The 24,370-nt window shown below is 70.9% G+C and carries 26 protein-coding genes; 8 read left to right on the plus strand and 18 right to left on the minus strand.

The window, feature by feature from the left end; translation table 11 throughout:
- A partial coding sequence (locus FF041_RS33395; RefSeq protein ID WP_194292281.1) for a TerD family protein occupies positions 1-525 on the plus strand: 525 nt, incomplete at its 5' end.
- Between the two features lie 117 nt (positions 526-642).
- Here FF041_RS33395 and FF041_RS33400 read toward each other — a convergent pair.
- The 5 genes from FF041_RS33400 to FF041_RS33420 form a co-directional block, all read right to left on the minus strand.
- Positions 643-873, minus strand: a complete 231-nt coding sequence (locus FF041_RS33400) for a hypothetical protein (RefSeq protein WP_153526218.1) — start codon at positions 871-873, stop codon at positions 643-645.
- A 140-nt stretch (positions 874-1,013) separates the two neighbouring features.
- Complete coding sequence (locus FF041_RS33405) at positions 1,014-2,030, minus strand: 1-aminocyclopropane-1-carboxylate deaminase (RefSeq protein WP_323393440.1); 1,017 nt, start codon at positions 2,028-2,030, stop codon at positions 1,014-1,016.
- Positions 2,031-2,183: 153 nt separating this feature from the next.
- On the minus strand, positions 2,184-3,761 hold the full coding sequence (locus FF041_RS33410; protein ID WP_323393442.1) for a TROVE domain-containing protein: 1,578 nt from the start codon (positions 3,759-3,761) through the stop codon (positions 2,184-2,186).
- Between the two features lie 280 nt (positions 3,762-4,041).
- Entirely contained in the window at positions 4,042-5,457 is a 1,416-nt protein-coding gene (locus FF041_RS33415; RefSeq protein WP_153526219.1) for an alkaline phosphatase PhoX, read from the minus strand.
- Between the two features lie 326 nt (positions 5,458-5,783).
- Entirely contained in the window at positions 5,784-7,274 is a 1,491-nt protein-coding gene (locus FF041_RS33420; protein ID WP_153526220.1) for a hypothetical protein, read from the minus strand.
- Between the two features lie 360 nt (positions 7,275-7,634).
- On the opposite strand from FF041_RS33420, the gene FF041_RS33425 reads away from it, so the two are divergent.
- Positions 7,635-9,530: an endonuclease/exonuclease/phosphatase family protein gene (locus tag FF041_RS33425; RefSeq protein WP_153526221.1), complete on the plus strand. Its 1,896-nt coding sequence runs from the start codon at positions 7,635-7,637 to the stop codon at positions 9,528-9,530.
- A 122-nt stretch (positions 9,531-9,652) separates the two neighbouring features.
- Here FF041_RS33425 and FF041_RS33430 read toward each other — a convergent pair whose 3' ends face one another.
- Together FF041_RS33430 and FF041_RS33435 are read right to left on the minus strand one after the other, a co-directional pair.
- Entirely contained in the window at positions 9,653-10,309 is a 657-nt protein-coding gene (locus FF041_RS33430; RefSeq protein WP_153480397.1) for a hypothetical protein, read from the minus strand.
- On the minus strand, positions 10,306-10,455 hold the full coding sequence (locus FF041_RS33435; protein WP_153526222.1) for a hypothetical protein: 150 nt from the start codon (positions 10,453-10,455) through the stop codon (positions 10,306-10,308). Before FF041_RS33435 ends, FF041_RS33430 begins: the two co-directional genes overlap by 4 nt.
- 160 nt (positions 10,456-10,615) lie before the next feature.
- Between FF041_RS33435 and dapA the strand changes: the two genes are divergently transcribed.
- On the plus strand, positions 10,616-11,554 hold the full coding sequence (gene dapA, locus FF041_RS33440; protein ID WP_153526223.1) for a 4-hydroxy-tetrahydrodipicolinate synthase: 939 nt from the start codon (positions 10,616-10,618) through the stop codon (positions 11,552-11,554).
- Positions 11,555-11,620: 66 nt separating this feature from the next.
- On the opposite strand, the gene dapD is transcribed toward dapA, so the two are convergent.
- The 3 genes from dapD to FF041_RS33455 all read right to left on the minus strand — a co-directional run bounded on the left by dapD (position 11,621) and on the right by FF041_RS33455 (position 13,624).
- Positions 11,621-12,610 (minus strand): 2,3,4,5-tetrahydropyridine-2,6-dicarboxylate N-succinyltransferase, encoded by a 990-nt coding sequence (gene dapD / locus FF041_RS33445; protein ID WP_153526224.1) that lies wholly within the window; start codon positions 12,608-12,610, stop codon positions 11,621-11,623.
- A 148-nt stretch (positions 12,611-12,758) separates the two neighbouring features.
- A complete protein-coding gene (locus FF041_RS33450; protein WP_153526225.1) occupies positions 12,759-13,304 on the minus strand; it encodes a TetR/AcrR family transcriptional regulator in 546 nt (181 codons plus the stop codon).
- Positions 13,304-13,624: a DMT family transporter gene (locus tag FF041_RS33455; RefSeq protein WP_153526226.1), complete on the minus strand. Its 321-nt coding sequence runs from the start codon at positions 13,622-13,624 to the stop codon at positions 13,304-13,306. The genes FF041_RS33450 and FF041_RS33455 overlap by 1 nt, the downstream gene beginning before the upstream one ends.
- 207 nt (positions 13,625-13,831) lie before the next feature.
- Between FF041_RS33455 and FF041_RS39720 the strand changes: the two genes are divergently transcribed.
- Both FF041_RS39720 and FF041_RS33460 read left to right on the plus strand, forming a co-directional pair.
- Positions 13,832-14,056 carry a hypothetical protein gene (locus FF041_RS39720; protein WP_228388812.1) on the plus strand — a complete coding sequence of 75 codons (225 nt, stop codon included), beginning with the start codon at positions 13,832-13,834 and terminating at the stop codon, positions 14,054-14,056.
- Positions 14,049-14,360: a hypothetical protein gene (locus FF041_RS33460; protein ID WP_323393445.1), complete on the plus strand. Its 312-nt coding sequence runs from the start codon at positions 14,049-14,051 to the stop codon at positions 14,358-14,360. Before FF041_RS39720 ends, FF041_RS33460 begins: the two co-directional genes overlap by 8 nt.
- A gap of 98 nt (positions 14,361-14,458) precedes the next feature.
- Here the strand turns inward: FF041_RS33460 and FF041_RS33465 are convergent, their stop codons facing one another.
- From FF041_RS33465 to FF041_RS33500, 8 genes are all read right to left on the minus strand, one after another.
- Positions 14,459-14,797 carry a metal-sulfur cluster assembly factor gene (locus tag FF041_RS33465; protein ID WP_153526228.1) on the minus strand — a complete coding sequence of 113 codons (339 nt, stop codon included), beginning with the start codon at positions 14,795-14,797 and terminating at the stop codon, positions 14,459-14,461.
- Positions 14,794-15,258 (minus strand): Fe-S cluster assembly sulfur transfer protein SufU, encoded by a 465-nt coding sequence (gene sufU / locus FF041_RS33470; RefSeq protein ID WP_323393448.1) that lies wholly within the window; start codon positions 15,256-15,258, stop codon positions 14,794-14,796. Before sufU ends, FF041_RS33465 begins: the two co-directional genes overlap by 4 nt.
- A gap of 12 nt (positions 15,259-15,270) precedes the next feature.
- Entirely contained in the window at positions 15,271-16,539 is a 1,269-nt protein-coding gene (locus FF041_RS33475) for a cysteine desulfurase (protein WP_323393450.1), read from the minus strand.
- The gene (gene sufC, locus FF041_RS33480; protein WP_153480383.1) at positions 16,536-17,300 is read right to left on the minus strand and encodes a Fe-S cluster assembly ATPase SufC; all 765 of its coding nucleotides are present in this window, start codon (positions 17,298-17,300) and stop codon (positions 16,536-16,538) included. Before sufC ends, FF041_RS33475 begins: the two co-directional genes overlap by 4 nt.
- 7 nt (positions 17,301-17,307) lie before the next feature.
- Positions 17,308-17,625 carry a bifunctional 3-phenylpropionate/cinnamic acid dioxygenase ferredoxin subunit gene (locus FF041_RS33485; RefSeq protein ID WP_153480382.1) on the minus strand — a complete coding sequence of 106 codons (318 nt, stop codon included), beginning with the start codon at positions 17,623-17,625 and terminating at the stop codon, positions 17,308-17,310.
- Complete coding sequence (sufD, locus tag FF041_RS33490) at positions 17,622-18,806, minus strand: Fe-S cluster assembly protein SufD (RefSeq protein WP_153526230.1); 1,185 nt, start codon at positions 18,804-18,806, stop codon at positions 17,622-17,624. The genes FF041_RS33485 and sufD overlap by 4 nt, the downstream gene beginning before the upstream one ends.
- Positions 18,807-18,905: 99 nt before the next feature.
- Positions 18,906-20,327, minus strand: a complete 1,422-nt coding sequence (gene sufB, locus FF041_RS33495; RefSeq protein ID WP_153526231.1) for a Fe-S cluster assembly protein SufB — start codon at positions 20,325-20,327, stop codon at positions 18,906-18,908.
- Positions 20,324-21,064, minus strand: a complete 741-nt coding sequence (locus FF041_RS33500; RefSeq protein ID WP_323393454.1) for a helix-turn-helix transcriptional regulator — start codon at positions 21,062-21,064, stop codon at positions 20,324-20,326. The genes sufB and FF041_RS33500 overlap by 4 nt, the downstream gene beginning before the upstream one ends.
- Positions 21,065-21,320: 256 nt before the next feature.
- Here FF041_RS33500 and FF041_RS33505 point away from each other — a divergent pair, with 256 nt between their 5' ends.
- The 3 genes from FF041_RS33505 (at position 21,321) to FF041_RS33515 (ending at position 24,309) form a co-directional block, all read left to right on the plus strand.
- The gene (locus FF041_RS33505; RefSeq protein ID WP_153526233.1) at positions 21,321-22,247 is read left to right on the plus strand and encodes an ABC transporter ATP-binding protein; all 927 of its coding nucleotides are present in this window, start codon (positions 21,321-21,323) and stop codon (positions 22,245-22,247) included.
- 37 nt (positions 22,248-22,284) lie between these two features.
- Positions 22,285-23,052, plus strand: a complete 768-nt coding sequence (locus tag FF041_RS33510) for an ABC transporter permease (RefSeq protein ID WP_153526234.1) — start codon at positions 22,285-22,287, stop codon at positions 23,050-23,052.
- 141 nt (positions 23,053-23,193) lie between these two features.
- Positions 23,194-24,309, plus strand: a complete 1,116-nt coding sequence (locus FF041_RS33515) for a hypothetical protein (RefSeq protein WP_153526235.1) — start codon at positions 23,194-23,196, stop codon at positions 24,307-24,309.
- Positions 24,310-24,370: the final 61 nt, after the last annotated feature.

The following is a 24,370-nucleotide window of genomic DNA, read 5'->3' on the forward strand; positions in this document are numbered from 1 at the left end:
TCGCTGGTCAAGGGCGGCCGTCCGCTGCTCTCGAAGGTGAAGATGGGCCTCGGCTGGGAGCCCGCCTACCGGGGCAAGGACATCGACCTCGACGCCTCGGTGATCGCCTACGGCCCGAACCGCAATCATCTGGACAGCTGCTACTTCGGCAAGCTGGCGATCCTGAACGGCTCGGTCAAGCACTCGGGCGACAATCTGACGGGTGAGGGCGCGGGCGACGACGAGGTGATCGTCGTCGATCTCGGCCGCCTTCCTGCCGAGGCCACCGGCCTGGTCTTCACGGTGAACTCGTTCTCGGGACAGAAGTTCACCGAGGTCGCCAAGGCGTACTGCCGGCTGATGGACGCGGCCACCGGCGAGGAACTGGTCCGCTTCGACCTCACCACCGCCGAGCCGCAGACCGGGGTGATGATGGCCAAGCTGATCAAGCAGTTCTCCGGGGAGTGGGAGATGACCGCCATGGGCGACTTCGTCAAGTCGCGGACCGTGCGCGGCATGGTGAAGCCCGCCGGTCAGGCGCTCTGACCAGTCGGTCCAGTCGGTGAAGACCCGGTCGAGAAGGTCGGGCCGGTCGGGCCTGTGAAACCGCCGGGGCCCGCTGCCGTCGTCATACGCGGCAGCGGGCCCCGGCGGAAGCGGACCTCAGAGCTTGGCCAGTTTGGCGAAGGGGCTGGCGATCCTGCCCCTTCGTCCGGAGAAATCGACGAGCACGGCGGCGTTGTCATGCTCCACCGCGATGATTCTTCCCAGGCCGAATTGATCGTGCGAGACCCGGTCGCCCACCGTGTACTGCTCGATCGGCGGGGCTGCCGGGGCGTTGCGGTTGAAGGGACTGGACGGCAGATGTCGCCGGGATCCGGCTGATTTCGTCATTACCGTGAGTATGACCTCTCCCGCCGCATGATGACAGCGCACAGGGGGGACCGTGGTCAGATCGCAACCGGATCCGCACCTCCATTTGCGGCTGAATGCCTGGTCAGCGACGCGCCAGGACCGGTTTCACGGAATCTCGGTCAGAACAGCGCGCTGTAGGCGTTGAGGGCGGGTTGCCCGCCGAGATGGGCGTAGAGCACGGTCGAGCCGGACCCGATCTCGCCCCGGCCGACAAGGTCGATCAAGGCCGCCATCGACTTGCCCTCGTACACCGGATCGGTGACCATGCCCTCCGTACGGGCCGCGAGCCGCATCGCCGCCAGGGTCCGCTCGTCCGGGATGCCGTACACCCCCGCGTGGTAGCGCTCGTCCAGCTCGATGTCCGTATCCCGCAGTTCGCGTTCCACCCCGATGAGGGACGCGGTGTTCCGCGCGATGCGGCTGATCTGCTCCCGGGTGCGCTCCGGCGCGGCGGACGCGTCGACGCCGAGGACGCGCCGGGGCCTGCCGCCCGCCTCCTCCAGCGCGGCGAACCCAGCGATCATCCCGGCCTGGGTGCTGCCGGTCACCGAACAGACCACGATCGTGTCGAAGAAGACCCCCAGTCGGTCCTCCTGCTCGGCCACCTCGTACGCCCAGCCGGCGAAGCCGAGCCCGCCCAGCGGATGGTCGGAGGCCCCGGCGGGAATGGCGTAGGGGCGACCGCCGCGCTCCTCGACCTCCCGGAGCGCCTGCTCCCAGCTCTCTTTGACTCCTATGCCGAAGCCCGCGCGCACCAGCCGGACGTCCGCGCCGGCGAGCCGGCTGATCAGGATGTTGCCGACCTTGTCGTAGACCGCGTCCGGCCAGTCCACCCAGCTCTCCTGGATCAGTACGCAGCCGAGCCCGGCGCGGGCGGCGACGGCGGCGACCTGACGGGTGTGGTTGGACTGGACCCCGCCGATGGAGACCAGGGTGTCGCAGCCCTGGGCGAGGGCGTCGGCGACGAGATACTCCAGCTTCCGCGTCTTGTTGCCGCCGTAGGCGATGGGCGAGTTGCAGTCCTCGCGCTTGGCCCAGAGCGCGGCGCCGCCGAGACGGTGGGTGAGCCGGTCGAGCCGGTGCACCGGGGAAGGACCGAACAGCAGCGGATACCGCTCGTACGACAGGATCGACACACTCAGCTCCTTCGGTTCGGATTCCGCCGTCGGGTGATCGGCGGAGCGTGATCGGCGGACGGTGATCGGCGACCGTGATCTGCGGGCCGTGCCCGCCGGACCCGCCGGCACAGCGGGGTCACCGCCGGGGCCGGACCCGCCGGCACGGCGAGGTCACCGCCAGGGCCAGTCCCCGTCCAGGCCGCTCTCCAGCAGCGGCACCATCCGGAAGGCCGCGTCCGTCAGCCCCCCGAAGGTGTGCCGGCCGGGCGTTCCCGAGGCCGAGTGGCCCGCCGGGTAGCCCGCCAGATTCCAGGTGTAGACGGGGACGTCCGCCGGGACCTGCTCCCCCGGGTCGCCATGGGCCCAGCCCGCCGCCTGCTCATCGGTGATGATCAGCACCCGGTCGTGATCGCGGTAGCGCTCGCCCACGGCCTCGGCGGTATGGGTGCCGCCGAGGCTGTCGAAGCGGCCCAGGACCTTCAGCACGGAGTCGCCCCGGCGGACCCTCACCCGGGCGCTGGACGAGCCGAACTGCACCAGATCGGCCTCCTGCGCCCGCATGGCGACCGCTATCCCGAACACGGCGGCGGCATCGGCCTTGTTGAGTGCGGAGCGGTCGGAGAGCGGCGACCACATCGAGCCCGAGCGGTCGACCAGGATCAGCGTCCGGCCGGGCAGCGCGGGCACATTGGCCAGCGAGTGGCCGAGCGCCGTCTCCAGCGCGTAGGACCAGCGCAGCGAGGGAGCGTGCTGGTACGCGGCGAGATAGCGGAAGGGGAACTGACGGGCGCGGGCGATCTCCCCGGGGTCCGCGATCCGCGCCCCGACCGCCGTGGCGACCTCGTCCGAGACGCCGGCCCGGTCGAAGTTGCGCAGATTGCGCAGCAGCGCCATCGGCCCCATGGACGGGATCATGGCCTCCCAGGCCGCCGCGTCCAGCGGCCCCTGGAGCCAGCCCGCGAGCGCCTCCCAGGTGATTCCGGCCTCGGCGAGCCGGTCGGCCCCGCCGGGCGAGGTGAGCACCGAGCGCCGTTCGGCGACGGGGAGCGCCATCAGCTCGCGGTGGGCGATCAGGGTGCGCTCGGCGATGGGCGGCACGGCGGCGTCGGGGTGATGGCGGCGGTCGAGCGCGTACCGGAACAGCTCGCCCTGCCATGGCTTGGCGGGGTGGGGCGGGGCGTGCACCAGATTGAGGATGTCGCCGAAGCGGTAGTGCTTGGCGGCGGTGTCGTACGTCAGCAGCGCCTTTCCGTTCCAGAGCCGGGCCACCGCGTCGGCGATTCCGCGTTTGACGGGCTTGGGCACATTCCGGCCGTACCGAGAAGTCCAGTAACCGAGCAGTTCACCCGGTTCATCCGGGCGGCGCAGTACCGAGTCGATGACGCTCCGGTTCGATGGCCCTATAGCCATGGACGCGTCAATACGCGCCTTCACATATTCGGCGGCGGCGACCAGCGACGCGGTTCGCATATTGCCCTCGGCACGCAGCCAGCCGATCAGTCCGGCGGTCCACTCCGGGTCTTCGAGGGCGAGTCTCCGCACCAGTCGGATGAATCGGTCGTCACGGTCGTTTCCGGATTCGTAAAACGTCTGCTGGGAGACGAAGTTGGCGACTGCCAGCAGAAACAGCTCGGAGCGCGCATCGCGCTCCCAACCAGGGCCGCCTTGGCGGTTGCGGAGCTCACAGCCGGTCGACAGCACAGGCGAGATGGACCGCGCTTTGCGTGCGCGGACATTGAAACGTGCCACTCAATTCCCCCCGTCACAGGGGACGCACAGCGCGAGGGCGCCCAAAGGCGCCCTCGCATTGAGCCTCCCGAGATCAAAGTAGCGGCGGCTTGATTCTTTGCAGGAAGTAGCCGCAGCCAGCGCACCGGGAGGTGCGCCCATCATAAGGCCAGGATCCAGAGAACACGTCCGGCGGAACCGAAGCCGCTGCCGGGACTCTAACCCTGTGACCGCCGCGTCTCGAATGACGGCTGGTCATACCTTCACATCCGGGTGGGAATCGCTGCCGGGAAATCCCGGATCAGTCGCGGTGGGAGTGCCGCCGCCATGGCCCGGTGATCGCGAACATGATCCCCGGGGCCTGCATGCTCGCGTACAGCGTCCGCCCGTCGGGGGAGAAGACGACTCCGGCGAACTCGCTGTAATCCGGCTTCTCCTCGGTGCCTATGTTCCGCTCGTTGCGGGCGATGGGGTAGATACGGCCCCGGTCGGTCGCGCCGAAGAGATGCTGGGCCCCGGCGCCGTCCTCGGCGACGACCAGCCCGCCGTACGGCGACACGGTGATGTTGTCGGGTCCGTCGTAGCCGTCGTCGACGCCGAGGATCACCTTCAGGGTGAGGGTGCGGCGCCGGGGGTCGTAGAACCAGACCTGGCCGTTGTGCTGGGCGGGGCTGTCGGCACGGGCGTAGGAGGAGACGAAGTACGCGCCCCCGTCGCCCCACCACATGCCTTCGAGCTTGCGGCCCCGGGTGATCGCGCTGTCGGCGAACTGCTGCCGTACGGGGGTGGTGCGGGCGTCCCGGTCGGGTACGTCGGTCCAGTCCACGCCGTAGACGGTGCCGGCCCTGGTGGCGCGGGAGAGGTCGTCGACGAGCCGGCCCCGGGAGTCGAAACAGCGGGGGGCCTGGAGCACCCCGGCGTCGTCCGCGAGGCCGCGCAGCCTGCCGCGCCCGTGCCGGAAGCCCTGGGGCGGCACCCAGCGGTAGAAGAAGCCGTTGGGTTCGTCGGCGTCCTCGGTGAGATACGCGTGACCGCGCCGGGGGTCGATGACGACGGCCTCATGGGCGTACCGGCCGAGGGCCTTGACCGGCCGGGGGTCGCGGTTGGCCCGGCGGTCGTAGGGGTCGACCTCGAAGACATAGCCGTGGTCCCGGGTCATGCCGTTCTGGCCCGCGAGCTCCTCGCTCTCCTCGCAGGTGAGCCAGGTGCCCCAGGGGGTGCCGCCGCCGGCGCAGTTGGTGGAGGTCCCGGCGACGCCGACCCACTGGGCGACCTCGCCGTGCGGGCGGACCTCCACCACGGTGCAGCCGCCGGACGCGGCCGGGTCGTAGACCAGTCCCTCGGTCAGCGGGACCGGGTGGCGCCAGCGGGAACGGACGCCGCGCAGCTCATGGTTGACGACGAGGAGGGTGACGCCCCGGGGGCCGGCGAAGGCTGCGGCGCCATCGTGGTTCGAGGGGGTGAACTCGCCCGACTCCAGGCGGGTGACCCCGCTGTGGGTGAGGACCCGGTAGGAGAAGCCCTGGGGGAGGGCGAGCAGCCCATCGGGGTCGGGGAGCAGCGGACCGTAGCCGGGCCCGTCGTCGTCCGTGCCCGCCGGGTCCTCGGCGGCGAGGGCGCCGGGGGCGGTGGCGAGTGCGGCGACGCTGCCGGTGAGGGCGAGGCCGGCGCCGGTGAGGGCGGAGTGTCTGCTGAATTCTCGGCGGGTGAGGGTCATCGGCTGTCTCCTGAGGGGGCCTGATCGTCCTGAGGGAGTTCTTTCCCGTGCTGCCGAAGGCGAGCACACGATTCCTCCCTCGCGGGACGGTGGTTTGAACACCGGACGGCCCGGGACTTGGGAAACCGGCCATTCCTATGGCCGACTTACCATGGGGTCGCCCAGCCGCGCCCACCAGGGAACCCTCGCCGTCGGACCGCGGCGAGGGCCTTCCGCGCCCCCGGGGTACGGGAGCGGGGTACAGGAGCCCGGGGTACGGGACCGGCTCCGGGAGCCCGGGGTACGGGACCGGGCCCGTGAGCCCGGGCCCCGTGCCCCGCGAGCGCTCAGGACATACCGGCGCCGCTCTGTCCGCCCTGCCGGGAGCGGGCCTTGAACGCCGCCTTGCGGGCCTCCTTCGCCGACTTCTTGTCGGGGTGGATGCGGCCCATCGCCTCCAGAACGTCCGCCGTCGCCGGGTGGTCCACCCGCCACGCCGCCTCGAAGAAGCCGCTGTGCTGTCCGGTCAGCCCCGCCACCAGGCTCCGCAGCTCCTCCGACTCCCCGTCCGCGTCGAGCTGCGCCGCGATCGTGTCCACCGAGAGCCAGAAGACCATCGACTCGGGCGGTGCGGGCACCTCCGCCGCTCCCCGCTCCGCCAGCCAGACCCGCGCGAGACCGCCCAGCTCCAGATCGTCGAGGACCGCCCGGACCTCCGGCTCCGCCTGCGCGCCCACCAGCGTCAGCGCCTGCTGGCAGTGCAGCCGCCGCAGCGGCCCGCCCTGGTCCGCGCCCCGCGCCGCGGCGAGCAGCTCATGCGTCGCCGCCGCGGGCTCGCGCCGGGCCAGCCACTGCTCGGTCTCGGCGCGGGCGGCGGCCTCGGGGTAGTGGGCGAGCCCGTCGAGCAGCGCGTCCGCGCCCTTGTCGGCCAGCTCCCCGACCGCGGGGGCGTCCACCCCCGCCTCCAGCATCCGCGCCCGGACCCCGTACAGACCGAGCGGGGTCAGCCTGACCAGCCCGTACCGGGAGACGTCGGTGTCGTCCACGGCGGTCTCGGCCTCGGTCCCGGTCTCGGCGGGCCCGTCGCCCTCCTCGAACATCAGCGACTCGTCCATCGGCAGATACTCGACGAGACCGATCGGCTCCAGCAGCCGGAACTGGTCGTCGAGCCGGACCATCGCGTCCGAGACCTGCTCCAGCACATCGTCGGTGGGCTCGGACATGTCATCGGGCACGATCATGGACGCGGCGAGCGCGGGCAGCGGCACCGGCTGATCGTCCGCGCCGCCGTCCGTGACGGTGAGCAGATACAGATTGCCGAGCACCCCGTCGAGGAATTCGGCCTCGCCGTCCGGGTCCCAGTCCAGCAGCCCGTAATCGATCTCGCCGTCCTCGCCGATCGCCTCGGCCAGATCGTCCAGCACCGGCGCGATCGCGTCGGCGTACACGGCTTCGAGGGCCTCCTGCCAGATGGCGAGGATGTCCTGCGGCCCCCCGGAGACGATCAGCGCGAGGCTCTCGCCCGCGCGGGCCGTGCCGTACTCGGCGTCGGCCGACTCCGGGTCCTCGATCTCGATCAGGCCCGCGTCCACCGCGGTGCGCCATGCCTCACTGGCGTACGCCGGTCCGTCGTCGTCCGCGCCCAGGCCCAGCGCCTCGGCCGCCTCGGGCAATTGCTCCTCGATCAGCTCACCGCCCGCGCCCACCCGGGTCTGCGGGCCCGCCCAGCGGGCGAGCCGTACGGCCCTGGTCAGCAGAGGGGCGGCGAGCGCCTCCCGCGCCAGCTCCGCGTCCGAGGGCAGCCGCACGGGCGGCAGGGTGGGACCGTCGTGGGACATCAGGCAGCTTCTCCTCGGGGGTGCGTACGGGGCCCGTGCATGGCCCCTGGGCGGCCTCCAGCGTAGACGTATATCACCGGGTTTCGCCGCCCGGTCGGCAGACTCCGGACACTCTCCGCACCGCTGTCCGGCCAGGGCGCGCGCCCCCGCCGGACCTGCCCGGGACGCCCCCTCGTGCCCCGGTTCATCCCCTCGTATATCTCCGTACATCCGGCGTGTCTTGACAAGGCCCCTGCCCAGCAAAGAGATTGACGCGCGTAGAGCACCCGCCGTGCCGAACCGGAGCACCCCCCACGGGCGCCCGCCGGGCACGCGTCCCTGCCGTCCCGTCCCGCACCCTCCTCGATCCCGGAGAACCCGATGTCTTCCTCCGTCGTACCGAGAACCGCCGCCCTCGCGGCGCTCGTCGCCGCCGCGCTCGCCGCCGGACTGCTGGCGGGGTCCGCCGCGTCGGCCGACCCCGCCACCGGCTCCGCCGCCGGCTCAGGCTCCGACTCCGCTGCCGCCGACCCCGCCGCCGCCGTCCGGATCCATGACATCCAGGGCGCCACCCGGATCTCCCCGCTGGTGGGCAAGCCGGTCGCCGAGGTCCCCGGCATCGTCACCGGCGTCCGGGCCTACGGCTCGTCGCGGGGCTTCTGGTTCCAGGACCCCCAGGCCGACGAGAACCCCGCCACCAGCGAGGGGATCTTCGTCTTCACCGGTCAGGGCTCCACCCCCACGGTGAAGACGGGCGACGAGGTGCGGGTCTCCGGCACGGTCGCCGAGTTCGTCCCCGGCGGCGCCTCCTCGGGCAATCAGTCCCTGACCCAGATCTCCCGCCCCACGGTCACGGTGGTCTCCTCCGGCCATGAGCCGCCCGCCCCGGTGACCGTCTCCGCCCGCTCCGTTCCCGACGCCTACGCCCCGGCGGGCGACCCCGCCGCGGGCGGCAGCGTCAACGCCCTCACGCTCCGCCCCCACGCGTACGCCCTCGACTACTACGAGTCCCTGGAGGGCAGCAACGTCCGCGTCGGCACCTCCAGGATCGTCGGCGCGACCGACCCGTTCTCCGAGCTGTGGGTGACCGTCAAGCCGTTCGAGAACCGGAGTGCGCGCGGGGGCGCTCTGTACAACTCGTACGCCTCCCAGAACACCGGACGGCTCCAGATCCAGTCGCTGATCCCGATCGCCGAACGGCCCTTCCCCAAGGCCGACGTGGGCGATGTGCTCACCGGCGGCGCGGAGGGCCCCCTCGACTTCAACCAGTTCGGCGGCTACACGCTGACCGCGCGGACCCTCGGCACGGTCACCAGCCGGGAGCTGGAGCGCGAGTCGACCCGCCCGCAGCGCCGTGGCGAGCTGGCCGTGGCCACGTACAACGTGGAGAACCTCGACCCGTCCGACCCGCAGGAGAAGTTCGACGCCCTCGGCCGGGCCGTGGTCGGGAATCTGGCCTCGCCCGACATCCTCGCCCTGGAGGAGATCCAGGACGACAGCGGCCCGAAGAACGACGGCACGGTCGACTCCGACGCCACCGTGCGGAAGTTCACCGAGGCGATCGTCGCGGCGGGCGGCCCGGCGTACGACTGGCGCTCCATCTCCCCGGAGAACAACAAGGACGGCGGCCAGCCCGGCGGCAACATCCGCCAGGTCTTCCTCTACAACCCGGAGCGGGTCTCGTTCACCGACCGGCCGGGCGGCGACGCCGTCACCGCGACCGGTGTCGCACGGGAGCACGGCCGGGCGGCGCTGACCCTGTCCCCCGGCCGGGTCGACCCGGCGAACAGCGCCTGGGAGTCCAGCCGCAAGCCGCTCGCGGGCGAGTTCGTCTTCCGGGGCCGGCCGGTCATCGTGATCGCCAACCACTTCGCGTCGAAGGGCGGCGACGAGGCCCTGACCTCCCACCGCCAGCCCCCGAACCGCTCGTCCGAGGTCCAGCGGCTGGCGCAGGCGCGGTCAGTGAACACCTTCGTGAAGGAGATCCTCCGCACCGACCGCCGCGCGGACGTCCTGGTCGTCGGCGATGTCAACGACTTCGAGTTCTCGGCGACGACCGAGGCGCTCACCGACGGCGGCGCGCTGTACCCGGCGGTGAAGTCGCTCCCGAAGAAGGACCGGTACTCCTATGTCTACCAGGGCAACAGCCAGGTGCTCGACCAGATCCTGACCAGCCCGTCCATCCGCGACTTCAGCTACGACAGCGTGCACATCAACGCGGAGTTCGCGGAGCAGAACAGCGACCACGACCCGCAGGTGCTGCGCTTCCGCCCGTAACGGCCGCCGGCCCTGCACGCCCGGGCTCAGCCGCCGCGCCGTCCGCCCGGGCTCAGCCGACGGGGCCCTGCACGCCCGGGCTCAGGCTCGGCCCGGGTGTGCAGGGCCCCGGCCGCCTCGGCTCAGTCCCCGTCCGTATGGCGCGAGAGCTGGGTCTGGAACCAGTCGAGCCGGGCCTGGAGCAGGGCCGCCTCGGCGACGAGCTCCGGCACGGACGGCGCGCGCGGCGCGAACCGCCGCCCGCCCGGCGCGGCGCGCGCCCGCAGCCCTTCGCCTGCGACTTCGGCGAACTCCGCGAGGGTCAGCGCCGTACGCCGCCGGACACAGCCGCCGCAGGCGGCCTCCAGCGCATGCCAGCCGGGACGGCCCCACCCCGCGTCGGCGAGCAGCACCGCCGGGACGGCGCAGGGGCAGTCGCCGACGGTCATGGCGCGCACCCGCTGGCGGGCGTAGCGGAAGCCCAGCTCGAAGCGGATGTACGCGCCGAGCACCGTCACTTCGAGCAGTACGGCTCTGCGGTGCTCGGCGGTGCAGGTCAGCCCGAGCGCCTCGGAGCGCTCGGCGAGCGCGTGGAAGCCGCAGTCGCAGAGCCGGGAGGGGACCCGGTGCCGCCGCCCATAGGCGCAGCGCGCGTCGTCGAGCACTCCGTACGGCTCCCGGCCGCCGAGGGAGACGCCGAGGAATCCGGCCCTGGCGCCGTCCCCCGAGAGCACGGGGTGGGCGATCTTGTAGCCGACGGGCGGCTCCACGGGGCGTTCCTCGGGGAGCCGCAGTCTCATCGGGCGGCGACCGCCGCTACGGGCGGCGCGGACGCGACGGTCCGCTCGGGCGCCGGGGCCGCTTCGGGTTCGGGCTGGGCGCGCTGTTCCTCGGCCAGGGGCTGTTCTTCGGCGAATCCGGTGGAGAGTGCTGTGCCGAGCCTCATGACGACCTCCGTCTGAGCGGATACCGGTTCTGCCATCGTGACGCATGGAATGCCGCCCGGCCAGACCGTATCCACGCACAACTCTCCAGAACTCCTTAACAAAAAGCTGAAGAACATCTAAGTAGACCTTGATGACGGCGGGGGCGGAGACTGGTGACCCATGACCACACCGCACCCTTTCGGCCGGGCGCTCTGCGCGATGATCACCCCCTTCACCCGGGACGGCGAGCTGGACGCCGAGGCGGCAGCGCGCCATGCCCTCAGGCTGACCGCCGACGGCTGCGACGGGCTGGTGCTCAACGGGACGACGGGCGAGTCCCCCACCACATCGGACGCCGAGAAGACGGCCCTGGTCCGGGCGGTGAGGGAAGCGGTCGGTCCGGATGTGCCCGTGGTGGCGGGGGTGGGCAGCTCCGACACCCGCCATACGGTGGAGCTCGCCCGCGCGGCCGAACGGGCGGGCGCGGACGGGGTGCTGGTGGTGAGCCCGTACTACAGCCGCCCGCCGGCGCGGGCGGTCGAGGCGCACTTCCGCAAGGTGGCGGACGCGGTCGGCGTGCCGCTGATGCTGTACGACATCCCGGGCCGCACCGGCGTCCGGATCGGCACGGAGAGCCTGCTCCGGCTGGCCGGGCATCCGCGGATCGTGGCGGTGAAGGACTGCGCCTACGACCTGCTGGGCTCCTCCAAGGTGATCGCGCGCACCCCGCTGGCGTACTACTCCGGCTGTGAGGAGCTGAACCTCCCGCTGTACGCGGTGGGCGGCGCGGGCTACGTCAGCACGGTCGCCAACGCGGCTCCGGGGCCGCTGCGCGCGGTGCTGGACGCCTTCGACGCGGGCGACACGGCCGAGGCGGCGCGGCTGAACGGGCTGCTGCTGCCGCTGACCGAGCTGATGATGGCGTCGGGGCTGCCGGGCACGGTGACGGCGAAGGCGCTGCTGGACGCGGGAGGGGTACGGGAGCCGCTGCTGCCCGCCGACCGGGAGACGGCCGGGCGGCTGCGCGAGGCGTACGAGACGCTGCTGGCCGCTGTCACCGCTCGGGGGCCCGCGGCTGCGGTGGGGCCCGTGCCCGCCGGGGCCCGGGTCGCGCCGTGACAGAGACAGAGACAGAGCCGTCCGCCCGGCCTGTGCTCCGGGCGGACGGCTCTGTCACGAGGGGAACTAGTTGTGGCTGTGGAGCACGTCGTTGAGACCGCCCCACACCGCGTTGTTCGGCCGCGCCTCGACCGCGCCGGTCACCGAGTTGCGGCGGAAGAGGATGTTGCTCGCGCCGGAGAGCTCGCGCGCCTTGACGATCTCTCCGTCCGGCATGGTGACCCGCGTGCCGGCGGTGACATACAGCCCGGCCTCGACCACGCACTCGTCGCCGAGGGGGATGCCGACGCCCGCCTCCGCGCCGACCAGGCAGCGCTCGCCGATCGAGATGATGACGTTCCCGCCGCCGGAGAGGGTGCCCATGGTGGAGGCGCCGCCGCCGATGTCGGAGCCGTCGCCGACGACGACCCCGGCGGAGATGCGTCCTTCGACCATCGAGGTGCCGAGCGTTCCGGCGTTGAAGTTGACGAAGCCCTCGTGCATCACGGTGGTGCCCTCGGAGAGATGCGCGCCGAGGCGGACGCGGTCGGCGTCGGCGATGCGCACGCCCTTGGGGGCGACGTAGTCCGTCATCCTCGGGAACTTGTCGATGCTGGTCACCTGGAGGTGCAGGCCCTCGGCACGGGCGTTGAGACGGACCTTCTCGACGTCGTCCACGGCGACCGGGCCGAGCGAGGTCCAGGCGACGTTGGCGAGCAGCCCGAAGACGCCGTCGAGGTTCTGGCCGTGCGGCTTGACGAGACGGTGGGAGAGCAGGTGGAGGCGGAGGTAGGCGTCGTGCGCGTCGAGCGGCTTCTCGCCGAGGGAGGAGATGACCGTGCGGACGGCGACGACCTCGACGCCACGGCGGGCGTCCGGGCCGATCGCCTTGGCGGCCCCCTCGCCGAGGAGTTCCACGACCCGCTCGGCGGAGAGCCGCTCGGTTCCGGCGGGCCCCGGGTCGGCGCTGAGCACGGGGGCGGGGAACCAGGTGTCGAGAACGGTCCCGTCGGCGGCGAGCGTGGCGAGGCCGGCGGCGACGGCGCCGGTGGTACGAGGAGCGGTGGTGTCGGTCATAAGGAGAACCTAACGCGGCCCCGGCCACCTGTGCGAACTGGTCTCTTCCTCCGGACGACGGACCCTGACCGCTCCCGCACCCGGGCCGGTCCGGCACCCCGAGCAGGGCCCCGCACCCCCGCCCGGCGGCGCCCCCGCCCGCCCGGCCTCACCCCAGGATCCGCGCCAGCATCTCCCTCGCGTACTCCTCGTCGTACGCCGTGTCCGTCAGCAGCACCTGGAGACAGATCCCGTCCATCATCGCCACCAGCGCCCGCGCGGTGACGACGTCGGTGTGGCGCGAGAGGGCGTCCATGACCCACTGGGTCCACTCGGCCGCGACGGGCCTGAGGGCGGGACGGCGCAGGGCGGCGAGATAGAGCTCGCACTCCAGCTCGGCCCTGGCCCGCTCCCCCGTCAGCCAGTGCCCCATCACCCGGGCCAGCTCGGCGGCGACGCCGGGCCCGGGGGCCGTGGGGGCCGTGGACGCGAGGGTGCCGCGTACCGCCGTCGCGAAGTTCTCATTGGCCTGCCGCAGCGCCGCGATCAACAGCTCGTCGAGGGAGGCGAAGTGATACGTCGTCGAGCCGAGCGGCACATCGGCCTCGGCGGCCACCGTGCGATGGCTGAGCCCGGCGATCCCGTCGCGCCCGACGATCCGGAAGGCCGCGTCGATGATGCGCTGCCGGCGCTCGGGGTCGTAGCGCCGGGCCATCAGTGCGCGCCGCCCATGTTGAGCACCACGACGCCCGCGATCACCAGCAGGATCCCGGCGAACTTCGCCGGACTGGCCGACTCGCCGAGGAAGAGCATCCCGATCGCGGCGACCGCCGCCGTGCCGACGCCCGCCCAGATGGCGTAGGCGGTCCCGACCGACATGGTCTTGAGCGTCTGCGCCAGCAGCGAGAACGCGAGCAGATAGCCGACCACGGTGAAGACCGAGGGCCAGAGCCGGGTGAACCCCTCGCTGTACTTCATGGCCGTGGTCCCGGCCACCTCGGCCGCTATGGCGGCGGCCAGCAGTCCATATCCCATGCGTACGAGTGTACATATCGCTGTGTACACCCGTACACATCGATGCGGTGATCGGTCCAGGAGTGTGGCCTTGGGCCGCAGTACGCGCAGTTCATCGCCCTTGGGATGGCTCTGGACCTCGCTGCCCGGAACTGTCTGTAGCTCGATCGGGCGGTTTGCTTCCCTTCTGAGGCCCGTCCCGTCACGGGGTGCGTAGAACGTGGTGGCATGGGACTCGGAGACCGGCATCAGAAGAAGGATGTTGAAGCGGCACTGAAACGCGCGGAGCGGGCGGGCCTCAAGGTGACGCATAAACAGAACGGCCACGACTGGGGTGCCGTGGTCTGCTGCCCCTGCAACGAACGTGTCGTGGTGCACTGCACGCCCCGGAGCCAGGGAAACGAGGCGAACAAGATTGACCGATTCACAGAGAGGCACCGGAACTGTGCGTAATTGGTACTTCAATCTCGTGCTGGACGCCCCGCTCACAGAGGATCAGTCCAACACTCTGGCCCATCTCGACCGCTTCAACGACGGGCGCATCGGCCTGGCGGTGCGACCGGGATACTCCCGGTTCATGTGCTCATTCGAGGCCGAGACACTCACGGAAGCCGTGGCGGAAGCGTTGGGATTCTTCGAGGAATTCCCCGGCGTGCTGATCCGCAGCGTGGAGATGGACCACTTCGACCTCCGCGACAACGGTATGGCGACCCCCGCCGTCGTCCCCACGCCACCCCCGGTGAAGGCAGCCCCGTAGGCACGATGCCGGCCGGTAGTGGTCGCGTAGTAAAAGGAAACGGTCATGCCGCCAGTCTCCACTGGCGGCATGACCGTTTCCCACTACCGCGAACCGCCTCAGACGTTGAAGCCCAGCGCGCGCAGCTGCTCACGCCCATCGTCCGTGATCTTGTCCGGACCCCACGGCGGCATCCAGACCCAGTTGATCTTCAGCTCGTTGACCAGGCCCTCCGTCGCGGACTTCGCCTGGTCCTCGATCACATCGGTGAGCGGACACGCCGCCGACGTCAGCGTCATGTCCAGCGTCGCGACATTCGAGTCGTCGATGTGGATGCCATAGATCAGTCCGAGGTTGACCACGTCGATCCCCAGCTCGGGGTCGACCACGTCGTACAGCGCCTCGCGGACTTCTTCCTCCGAGGCGGGCTTCAGCGCCGCCTCCACGTTCTCCGTCATGCCGTCTTCCTCTCGGGGCTCTCGCCCAGAGCCTGGGCGGTCGCGTCCTTCCACGCCATCCAGCTCAGCAGCGCGCACTTCACCCGCGCCGGGTACTTGGAGACGCCGGCGAACGCGACCGCGTCCTCCAGCACCTCCTCCATCGCGTCGTCCGGCACGACCTGGCCCTTGGACTGCATCAGCTCCAGGAACGTCTCCTGGATCTTCTGCGCCTCGGCCAGCTCCTTGCCGACCAGCAGATCGTTGAGCACGGACGCGCTGGCCTGGCTGATGGAGCAGCCCTGGCCCTCGTACGACACATCCGCGACCCGCGAGCCGTCGTACTTCACACGCAGGGTGATCTCGTCGCCACACGTCGGATTGACGTGGTGCACCTCGGCGTCGCCATCTCTCAGACCGCGCCCGTGCGGGTGCTTGTAGTGGTCGAGAATGACGTCCTGGTACATCGAATCAAGCTTCACTAGGGCTCCGCTCTACCCGAAGAAGTTACGGACGTGCTCCAGCCCGTCGATCAGCGCGTCCACCTCGCCGGGCGTGGAGTACAGATAGAACGACGCCCGCGTGGTCGCAGGAATTCCGTACCGCAGACAGACCGGCCGCGCGCAGTGGTGGCCGACCCGGACCGCTATGCCCTGTTCATCCAGGACCTGGCCCACGTCATGCGGGTGGATGTCGCCGAGCGTGAAGGAGATCGCGGCGCCACGGTCCTCTGCGGACACCGGGCCGATGATCCTCAGATCGGGGACCTCGATCAGCCGCTTCACCGCGTACTCGGTGATCGCGTGCTCATGGGCCGCGATCTTCTCCATGCCGATCGAGTTCAGATAGTCCACCGCGGCGCCGAGGCCGACGGCCTGGGCGATCGGGGGGGTGCCGGCCTCGAACTTGTGCGGCGCGGGCGCGTAGGTGGAGGAGTGCATCGAGACGGTCTCGATCATCTCGCCGCCGCCGAGGAACGGCGGGAGGTCCTCCAGCAGCTCCTGCCGGCCCCAGAGCACACCGATACCGGTGGGCCCGCACATCTTGTGGCCGGTGAAGGCCACGAAGTCGGCCTGGAGCGCCTGGACGTCCAGCGGGGCGTGCGGAGCGGCCTGGGAGGCGTCGATCAGGACCAGCGCGCCGACCTCCTGGGCGCGGCGCACGATGGCCTCGACCGGGTTGACCGTGCCCAGGATGTTGGAGACCAGCACAAAGGAGACGATCTTCGTCTTCTCGGTGATGACCTCCTCGATGTTGGACAGGTCGAGACGGCCGTCGTCGGTGAGACCGAACCACTTCAGCTTCGCGCCCGTGCGCTGCGCGAGCAGCTGCCAGGGAACGATGTTGGAGTGGTGCTCCATCTCGGTGATGACGATCTCGGTGTCACGGTCCACGCGGTAGGGCTCATCGGCCCAGCCGAGCATGTTGGCCACCAGGTTCAGCGACTCCGAGGCGTTCTTGGTGAAGATCACCTCGTCGCGGCTGGGCGCGTTGATGAACGCCGCGACCTTGTCCCGGGCGCCCTCGTACAGCGCTGTGGCCTCGTCGGCGAGCACATGGATGCCGCGGTGGACGTTGGCGTGGTGCCGCTCGTAGTAGTCGCTGAGCGCGTCGATGACCTGACGCGGCTTCTGCGAGCTGGCCGCGCTGTCCAGATAGACGAGCTTCTTGTCCCCGTGGATCACTCGGTCGAGGATCGGGAAGTCCTTGCGGATCGCCTCGGTGTCGAGGAGGCCCGGGAGCCCCTGGCGGGCGTCAGTCACGCGGATACGCCACCCTTCACATAGGACTCGTAGCCCTCCGCCTCCAGCTTGTCCGCGAGCTCCGGACCGCCGGACTCGGCGATACGGCCGCTCACGAAGACATGGACGTAGTCGGGCTTGATGTAACGGAGGATGCGGGTGTAGTGCGTGATCAGCAGGGTGCCGACCTCGCCCGTCTCGCGGACGCGGTTGACGCCCTCGGAGACGATCCGCAGCGCGTCCACGTCGAGGCCGGAGTCGGTCTCGTCCAGGATCGCGACCTTGGGCTTGGCCAGCTCCAGCTGAAGGATCTCGTGGCGCTTCTTCTCGCCGCCGGAGAAGCCCTCGTTGACATTGCGCTCGGCGAAGGCCGGGTCCATGTGAAGGCGCTCCATGGTCTCCCGGACCTCCTTCACCCAGGTGCGCAGCTTGGGGGCCTCGCCGCGGATGGCGGTGGCGGAGGTGCGCAGGAAGTTGGAGACCGAGACCCCGGGGACCTCGACCGGGTACTGCATGGCGAGGAAGAGGCCGGCGCGCGCGCGTTCGTCCACGCTCATCTCCAGGACGTCCTCACCGTCGAGGGTGACCGTGCCGCTGGTGATCGTGTACTTGGGGTGACCGGCGAGCGAGTACGCCAGGGTCGACTTGCCGGAGCCGTTGGGGCCCATGATGGCGTGGGTCTCGCCCTGCTTCACGGTCAGGTCGACGCCTTTGAGGATCTCCCGGGCGCCGTTCTCGGCTTCGACGGAGACGTGCAGGTCGCGGATTTCAAGCGTTGCCATGGGTGACTCAGGACTCCTGGGTGACGGAGACGAGCACATCGTCCCCTTCGATCTTTACGGGGTATACGGGGACGGGGCGCGTCGCGGGCAGTCCGGACGGCTTGCCGGTGCGGAGGTCGAACGAGGAGCCGTGCAGCCAGCACTCGATCTGGCAGTCCTCCACCTCGCCCTCGGACAGCGAGACGTTCGCGTGGGAGCAGATGTCGTGGATCGCGAAGACTTCGCCCTCGGTGCGCACGACCGAGACGGGGGTGCCGTCGAGTTCCACCCGCTTGGGGGTGTCCTCCGTCAGCTCGCTCAGCCCACAGACTCGGACGAAACTCATGCGACCGACGCCTCCAGCTCTTCCTCGATCTTGGAGAGCAGGCGCTCCTCGACGTCCGGCAGCCCGATCTGCTGGACCAGCTCGGCGAAGAAGCCGCGGACCACGAGACGGCGGGCCTCCTGCTCCGGGATGCCGCGGGCCATCAGATAGAAGAGCTGCTCGTCGTCGAAGCGACCGGTGGCGGAGGCGTGCCCGGCGCCGACGATCTCGCCGGTCTCGATCTCCAGGTTCGGCACCGAGTCGACCCGCGCGCCGTCCGTGAGGACGAGGTTGCGGTTCATCTCATAGGTGTCGGTGCCCTCGGCGTTCACCCGGATCAGCACATCCCCGATCCATACCGCGTGGGCGTTCTCCCCCTGGAGCGCGCCCTTGTAGACGGCGTTGGACTTGTTGTGCGGGTTGTTGTGGTCGACCAGGAGGCGGTGCTCCTGGTGCTGGCCCCGGTCGGTGAAGTAGAGCCCGAACAGCTCCGCCTCGCCGCCGGTGGCCGCGTAGGAGACCCGCGGGTGCAGCCGTACGAGATCGCCGCCGAAGGTGACGACGACGGACTTGAAGGAGGCGTCCCGCCCGACCAGCGCGTTGTGCTGGGCGACGTGGACGGCCTTGTCGTCCCAGTCCTGGACGGAGACGACGGTGAGCTTGGCGCCGTCGCCCAGGAGGTAGTCGACGTTGTCGGCGAGCACCGCGTCACCGGTGTGGTCGATGACCACGACGGCTTCGGCGAACGCGCCCAGCTCGATGACCTGGTGGGCGAAGGCGACCCCGCCCTCGCCGTGCACGGCGATGCGGATGGGCTCGGTGAGCACGGTCTCCTTCGGCACGGTGACGACCGACGCCTGCTCGAAGGAGGTGTACGCCTGGGCCGCGACCCGGTCCACGGGGGTGCCCGCCCGGCCGATGCGCGCGTCGTCGCGGCCGACGGTCTCGACGGTGACGCCCTCGGGCGCCTCGACGGCGATCTTGACGCCGTCGCCGGACGCGACGGCGCTGCCGTCGTGCAGACCGGCGAGCCGCTCCAGCGGAGTGAAGCGCCACTCCTCCTCACGGCCGTGCGGGACCGGGAAGTCCGCCACGTCGAAGGACGGGGGCGCACTCATACGGGTGGCGACGGTCGACTCGGCGGCCACCGCGATCGCGCCGGCGGTGGTGGATCCCGCCGGAATGTTCTGAGCCTCAGCCATGGCTGTCGTCGTGCTCTCTCTCTGCCTTCTGGGTCAAGAATTCAGTCGCTGGCGGGGCGGGCGGCTCGGGCCGCCCGTCCCGCGAAGGGGTCGCCGGGGTCAGCCGACCGAGCCCTCCATCTGGAGCTCGATCAGCCGGTTGAGCTCCAGCGCGTACTCCATCGGCAGTTCCTTGGCGATCGGCTCGACGAAGCCGCGCACGATCATCGCCATGGCCTCGAACTCGGTCATGCCGCGGCTCATCAGATAGAAGAGCTGGTCCTCGGAGACCTTGGAGACGGTCGCCTCGTGGCCCATGGAGACGTCGTCCTCGCGGACGTCGACATAGGGGTAGGTGTCCGAGCGGGAGATCGTGTCGACCAGCAGCGCGTCACAGAGCACATTGGACTTCGCGCCCGGCGCGCCCTCGCCGATCTCGATCAGACCGCGGTAGGAGGTACGGCCGCCGCCTCGCGCCACCGACTTGGAGACGATGTTGGAGGAGGTGTTGGGGGCCATGTGGACCATCTTGGCGCCCGCGTCCTGGTGCTGGCCCTCACCCGCGAAGGCGATGGAGAGCGTCTCGCCCTTGGCGTGCTCGCCCATCAGATAGACGGCCGGGTACTTCATGGTCACCTTGGAGCCGATGTTGCCGTCGACCCACTCCATGGTCGCGCCCTCGTAGGCGACGGCACGCTTGGTGACCAGGTTGTAGACGTTGTTCGACCAGTTCTGGATCGTCGTGTAGCGGCAGCGGCCGCCCTTCTTGACGATGATCTCGACGACGGCGCTGTGCAGCGAGTCGGAGGAATAGATCGGGGCGGTGCAGCCCTCGACGTAGTGGACGTAGGCGTCCTCGTCCACGATGATCAGCGTCCGCTCGAACTGGCCCATGTTCTCCGTGTTGATACGGAAGTAGGCCTGGAGCGGGATGTCCACCTGGACGCCCTTGGGCACGTAGATGAACGAGCCGCCGGACCAGACGGCGGAGTTCAGCGACGCGAACTTGTTGTCGCCGACCGGGATGACCGTGCCGAAGTACTCCTGGAAGAGCTCAGGGTGCTCCTTCAGCGCGGTGTCGGTGTCGAGGAAGATGACGCCCTGCTCCTCCAGGTCCTCACGGATCTGGTGGTAGACGACCTCCGACTCGTACTGGGCCGCGACGCCGGCGACGAGGCGCTGCTTCTCCGCCTCGGGGATGCCGAGCTTGTCGTATGTGTTCTTGATGTCCTCGGGGAGGTCCTCCCAGGACGCCGCCTGCTTCTCCGTGGAGCGTACGAAGTACTTGATGTTGTCGAAGTCGATGCCCGACAGATCCGAGCCCCAGCTGGGCATGGGCTTCTTGTCGAACAGCCGCAGACCCTTGAGGCGCAGCTTCAGCATCCACTCCGGCTCGTTCTTCTTCGCCGAGATGTCGCGGACGACGGCCTCGGAGAGGCCGCGCTTGGCCGCGGCGCCTGCCGCGTCGGAGTCGGCCCAGCCGAATTCGTACGTGCCCAGCCCCTCCAGTTCGGGGTGAGCAGTCTCCGTGGGGAGAGTCATTCGGGGTTCCTCCCGGCCGTGCTTGCAGATGCTGATGGTGTGGTGGTGGTGCTGCGCGGAATGAACGTCGTGCACACTCCGTCGCCGTGGGCGATGGTGGCCAGACGCTGCACATGCGTCCCGAGCAGACGGGAGAAGATCTCGGTCTCCGCCTCGCACAGCTGCGGGTACCGCTCGGCGACATGCGCGACCGGGCAGTGGTGCTGACAGAGCTGTTCGCCCTGCTGGGGGGTGGGCGCGCTACGCGCCGTAGCAGCGTACCCGTCGGCGCTCAGCGCTTTCGCCAGCGCTTCGGCACGCTCCTCGGGAGGCGCGGACTCGACGGCATCGCGGTACGGAGCGGCCTGCGCCTCGATCCGGGCGCGGGCGAAGGCGGCGACGGCCGTCTCGCCCCCGGCGTTCTGCTCGATCCAGCGGAGGGCGTCCACGGCCAGCGAGTCGTACGACTGGTCGAAGGCGTCCCGGCCGCAGGAGGTCAGCGCGAAGACCTTGGCGGGCCTGCCGCGGGTCCGAGCGCCGTAGATACGCTGTTCACGGGGCTCGACGACATTCTCGGCGACGAGGGTGTCGAGGTGGCGGCGGACGGCCGCCTGGGTGAGTCCGAGGCGGGACGCGAGGTCCGCCACGGTGGACGGGCCGTGATCCAGCACGGAGCGCGCGACCCGGTTGCGCGTGGAGTGATCGGTGCGCGTCCCGGTCGCGAGTTCCTCCTGCGAGGGCTCGCCGACGTTTTTCACAACGCCATTGTTGCGTAATTCGTTCGACCGTGACAACCGTCGCCGGGCCCGGGCGCGGTGCGCTTCGTCACTTAGGGTTACCTAAGAACCGGGGGGTCCGGTGCCCCGGGGCGGCCCTGAGCAGGGACGGAGCAGTGCTCACCGAACGGGCTGGCGCGGGGCGGAGCAGTGCTCACCGAACAGCCCGGCGCGGGGCGGGGGCGCGCTCGCGGGGGCGCGCGCTGATCACCCCGAGCGCCCGCCTAGACTTCCCGGCATGCGCAGCGAGCCCGTCGTCCAGATCCGGGGCCTGATCAAACAGTACGGATCCAAGACCGCCGTCGACGGCCTCGACCTCGACATCGGCCAGGGCCGGGTGACCGCCGTCCTCGGCCCCAACGGCGCCGGCAAGACCACCACCGTCGAGATCTGCGAGGGCTACCGCCGGGCCGACGGCGGCACCGTACGGGTCCTCGGGCTCGACCCGGTCGCCGACGCGGCACGGCTGCGCACCCGGATCGGGGTGATGCTCCAGTCGGGCGGCGTCTACTCCGGCGCACGCGCCGAGGAGATGCTGCGCCATATGGCGAAGCTGCACGCCCATCCGCTGGACGTGGACGCGCTGATCGAGCGGCTGGGCCTCGGCGGCTGCGGCCGGACCGCCTACCGCCGGCTCTCCGGCGGCCAGCAGCAGCGCCTCGCCCTCGCGATGGCCGTCGTGGGCCGCCCCGAGCTGATCTTCCTGGACGAGCCCACCGCCGGCCTGGACCCCCAGGCCCGGCACGCCACCTGGGAGCTGGTGCGCGAGCTCCGCGCCGACGGCGTCTCCACGGTCCTGACCACCCACTTCATGGACGAGGCCGAGGAGCTCGCGGACGAGGTCGCGATCATCGACGCGGGCCGGGTCATCGCCCGGGGCACCCCGGAGCAGCTCTGCCGCGGCGGAGCGGAGAACACCCTGCGCTTCACCGGCCGCCCCGGACTCGACGTCGCCTCACTCCTCAACGCCCTCCCGGACGGCACCGACGCCGCCGAGCTGACCCCGGGCGCGTACCGGATATCGGGCCAGGTGAATCCGCTGCTGCTGGCGACGGTCACCTCCTGGTGCGCCCAGCACGGGGTGATGCCGGACGGCATCTCCGTGGAGCGGCACACCCTGGAGGACGTCTTCCTCGAACTGACCGGCAAGGAGCTGCGCGGATGAGCCGGGACCACCGACAGCACGACGGGGAGCCGCGCCGATGAGCACCGGGACGTACGCACCGAAGCCGGGCGCGGCCCCGCTGGGCCGCATGATCGCGGCGCAGACCGCGTTCGAGACCAGGATGCTGCTGCGCAACGGCGAGCAACTGCTGCTCACCGTCGTCATTCCGTCACTTCTTCTGGTCCTCTTCTCCACCGTCGACATCATCGACACCGGGACCGGCCGGCCGGTGGACTTCCTCGCCCCCGGTGTGCTCGCCCTCGCCGTGATGTCCACCGCCTTCACCGGCCAGGCCATCGCCACCGGCTTCGAGCGGCGGTACGGAGTGCTCAAGCGGCTCGGGGCCTCCCCGCTCCCCCGCTGGGCCCTGATGTCCGCCAAGACGCTCTCCGTCCTGGTCACCGAGGTGCTCCAGATCGCCCTGCTGACCGCCATCGCCTTCGCGCTCGGCTGGTCCCCGGAGGGCGACCCCTTCTCCGTGCTGCTGCTGCTCGCCCTCGGCACCGCGGCCTTCAGCGGACTCGGGCTGCTGATGGCCGGGACGCTGCGCGCCGAGGCCACCCTCGCCGCCGCCAATCTGGTCTTTCTGCTGCTACTCATGGGCGGCGGCGTCATCGTGCCGCTGGAGCGGTTCCCCGACGGTGTGGAGTCGGTGCTCGCGCTGCTGCCGATCTCGGCGCTCTCGGACGGGCTGCGCGACGTCCTCCAGCACGGAGCGGCGCTGCCGTGGGGCTCCCTGGGCGTGCTGGCGGTCTGGGCGGTGCTCGGTCTGGGCGCCGCGAGCCGCTTCTTCCGCTGGGAGTAGTCCGCTTCTCTCCGGGCCGGGCCGGGCCGTTGTCGGCCGGTGTCTTCCCCCGGCCCCGGCCCGCACGCCAGTATGAGCCCTGCGCCGCATCGGTGTGATCAGCTGCCCGGTCGGCGTGCTCGGCGCGTGGGAGGGGCCCTTATGGAGCGGACTGCCGCACTCCGACTGGACGCGGAGTGGAGCAGGGTCAGATCCGGCAGAGCCGGATTCCCGACGGGTGAACGCGAACGGCTGCTCAGAGATCTGATCGCCGCCCTCACCCCGCACGCCGAGCAGGAGCTCCCGCTCGCCGCCAGACTGAGCCTGCGCTACGCCGACCTCGCCCGCCACCACTTCGACGCGGGCCGCCGCACGGAAGCGCTCACCGCCGCCCAGGAGGCCGTCCGGCGCTGCGCCGAGCCCGCGCGGCACGACCCGGAGCACGCCCGCTGGTACGCCAAGGCCCTGATCAGCCAGGCCGTCTATCTCGCCGAACCGCTCAGCGACGAGCTGGGCATGCCCCGGTACGCCTTCCAGCCCACGGGCGACCGCCCGTCCGCCGCCGTCCGCGCGGACGGGCTCGCGGCGCTGGCCGCCACCCGGCGCGCGATGGAGATCTGGGAGGGCCTGGACCGGCGCGATCCCCGCAACCGGAAGGGGCTCGCCCACTCCCGCGCCTTCCTCGGCGACCGGCTGGAGGAGCTGGGCGACCCCGTGGAGGCGGCGGCCTGGACGGTACGCGCCGAGCGGGAGTTCCATGAGCTGTACGCCTGTCCCGAGGCGCGTGAGTCGCTGCACACCATGGCGCTGGAGCACCTCGGCGATCAGCTCGAACGGAGACTGCGGCGCTGCCCCTTCGGCGGCGGGCTGACCCGGCTGCACGCGCAGGGGCTGATCCCGGAGCGGCTGCTGTCGCTGGCGGTGGTGGCCGCCCGGATCGAGGGGGTGGAGCCGGAGGCGATCGCCGGGGGGCTGCGCATGGACGTCGCCGAGGTGCGGCGGATTCTGCGGGCCCGCTCCTGGCGGGCGGTGTGGCGGTTCGACGTCCGGGAGGCGGCGGGCACGCCCTGGACCCCGATGGCGTATCCCTGGCGCGGGACGGACGCGGTCACCGATCGCAGCGCGGCGGCGGTGGCGGCCGATCTGACCGACGCCTTCCTCAACGCGCCGGACCGGCCGCCGGAGTCGGCGCACTGGCGGATCGCCGTGTGGTGGGAGGAGGAGGACCAGCTCGACGGCTCGCACTTCCGCCGCACCCACGCCCCGCCGGGGCTCTGAGCGCCGGGCGGAGAGCCGCGGGCCCCGGGCGCGGACCTTGAGCGAAGAGCCGCCGGCCCCG

Source organism: Streptomyces jumonjinensis, from assembly GCF_009600885.1.
Lineage (GTDB): Bacteria > Actinomycetota > Actinomycetes > Streptomycetales > Streptomycetaceae > Streptomyces > Streptomyces jumonjinensis.

Coding starts and splice junctions, on each gene's coding strand:
- FF041_RS33400 (WP_153526218.1), bottom strand. CDS start 873: ATGACGAAATCAGCCGGATCCCGGCGACATCTGCCGTCCAGTCCCTTC.
- FF041_RS33415 (WP_153526219.1), bottom strand. CDS start 5,457: ATGACCCTCACCCGCCGAGAATTCAGCAGACACTCCGCCCTCACCGGC.
- FF041_RS33420 (WP_153526220.1), bottom strand. CDS start 7,274: ATGTCCCACGACGGTCCCACCCTGCCGCCCGTGCGGCTGCCCTCGGAC.
- FF041_RS33425 (WP_153526221.1), top strand. CDS start 7,635: ATGTCTTCCTCCGTCGTACCGAGAACCGCCGCCCTCGCGGCGCTCGTC.
- FF041_RS33430 (WP_153480397.1), bottom strand. CDS start 10,309: ATGAGACTGCGGCTCCCCGAGGAACGCCCCGTGGAGCCGCCCGTCGGC.
- FF041_RS33435 (WP_153526222.1), bottom strand. CDS start 10,455: ATGAGGCTCGGCACAGCACTCTCCACCGGATTCGCCGAAGAACAGCCC.
- dapA (WP_153526223.1), top strand. CDS start 10,616: ATGACCACACCGCACCCTTTCGGCCGGGCGCTCTGCGCGATGATCACC.
- dapD (WP_153526224.1), bottom strand. CDS start 12,610: ATGACCGACACCACCGCTCCTCGTACCACCGGCGCCGTCGCCGCCGGC.
- FF041_RS33450 (WP_153526225.1), bottom strand. CDS start 13,304: ATGGCCCGGCGCTACGACCCCGAGCGCCGGCAGCGCATCATCGACGCG.
- FF041_RS33455 (WP_153526226.1), bottom strand. CDS start 13,624: ATGGGATATGGACTGCTGGCCGCCGCCATAGCGGCCGAGGTGGCCGGG.
- FF041_RS39720 (WP_228388812.1), top strand. CDS start 13,832: ATGGGACTCGGAGACCGGCATCAGAAGAAGGATGTTGAAGCGGCACTG.
- FF041_RS33465 (WP_153526228.1), bottom strand. CDS start 14,797: ATGACGGAGAACGTGGAGGCGGCGCTGAAGCCCGCCTCGGAGGAAGAA.
- sufC (WP_153480383.1), bottom strand. CDS start 17,300: ATGGCAACGCTTGAAATCCGCGACCTGCACGTCTCCGTCGAAGCCGAG.
- FF041_RS33485 (WP_153480382.1), bottom strand. CDS start 17,625: ATGAGTTTCGTCCGAGTCTGTGGGCTGAGCGAGCTGACGGAGGACACC.
- sufD (WP_153526230.1), bottom strand. CDS start 18,806: ATGGCTGAGGCTCAGAACATTCCGGCGGGATCCACCACCGCCGGCGCG.
- sufB (WP_153526231.1), bottom strand. CDS start 20,327: ATGACTCTCCCCACGGAGACTGCTCACCCCGAACTGGAGGGGCTGGGC.
- FF041_RS33505 (WP_153526233.1), top strand. CDS start 21,321: ATGCGCAGCGAGCCCGTCGTCCAGATCCGGGGCCTGATCAAACAGTAC.
- FF041_RS33510 (WP_153526234.1), top strand. CDS start 22,285: ATGAGCACCGGGACGTACGCACCGAAGCCGGGCGCGGCCCCGCTGGGC.
- FF041_RS33515 (WP_153526235.1), top strand. CDS start 23,194: ATGGAGCGGACTGCCGCACTCCGACTGGACGCGGAGTGGAGCAGGGTC.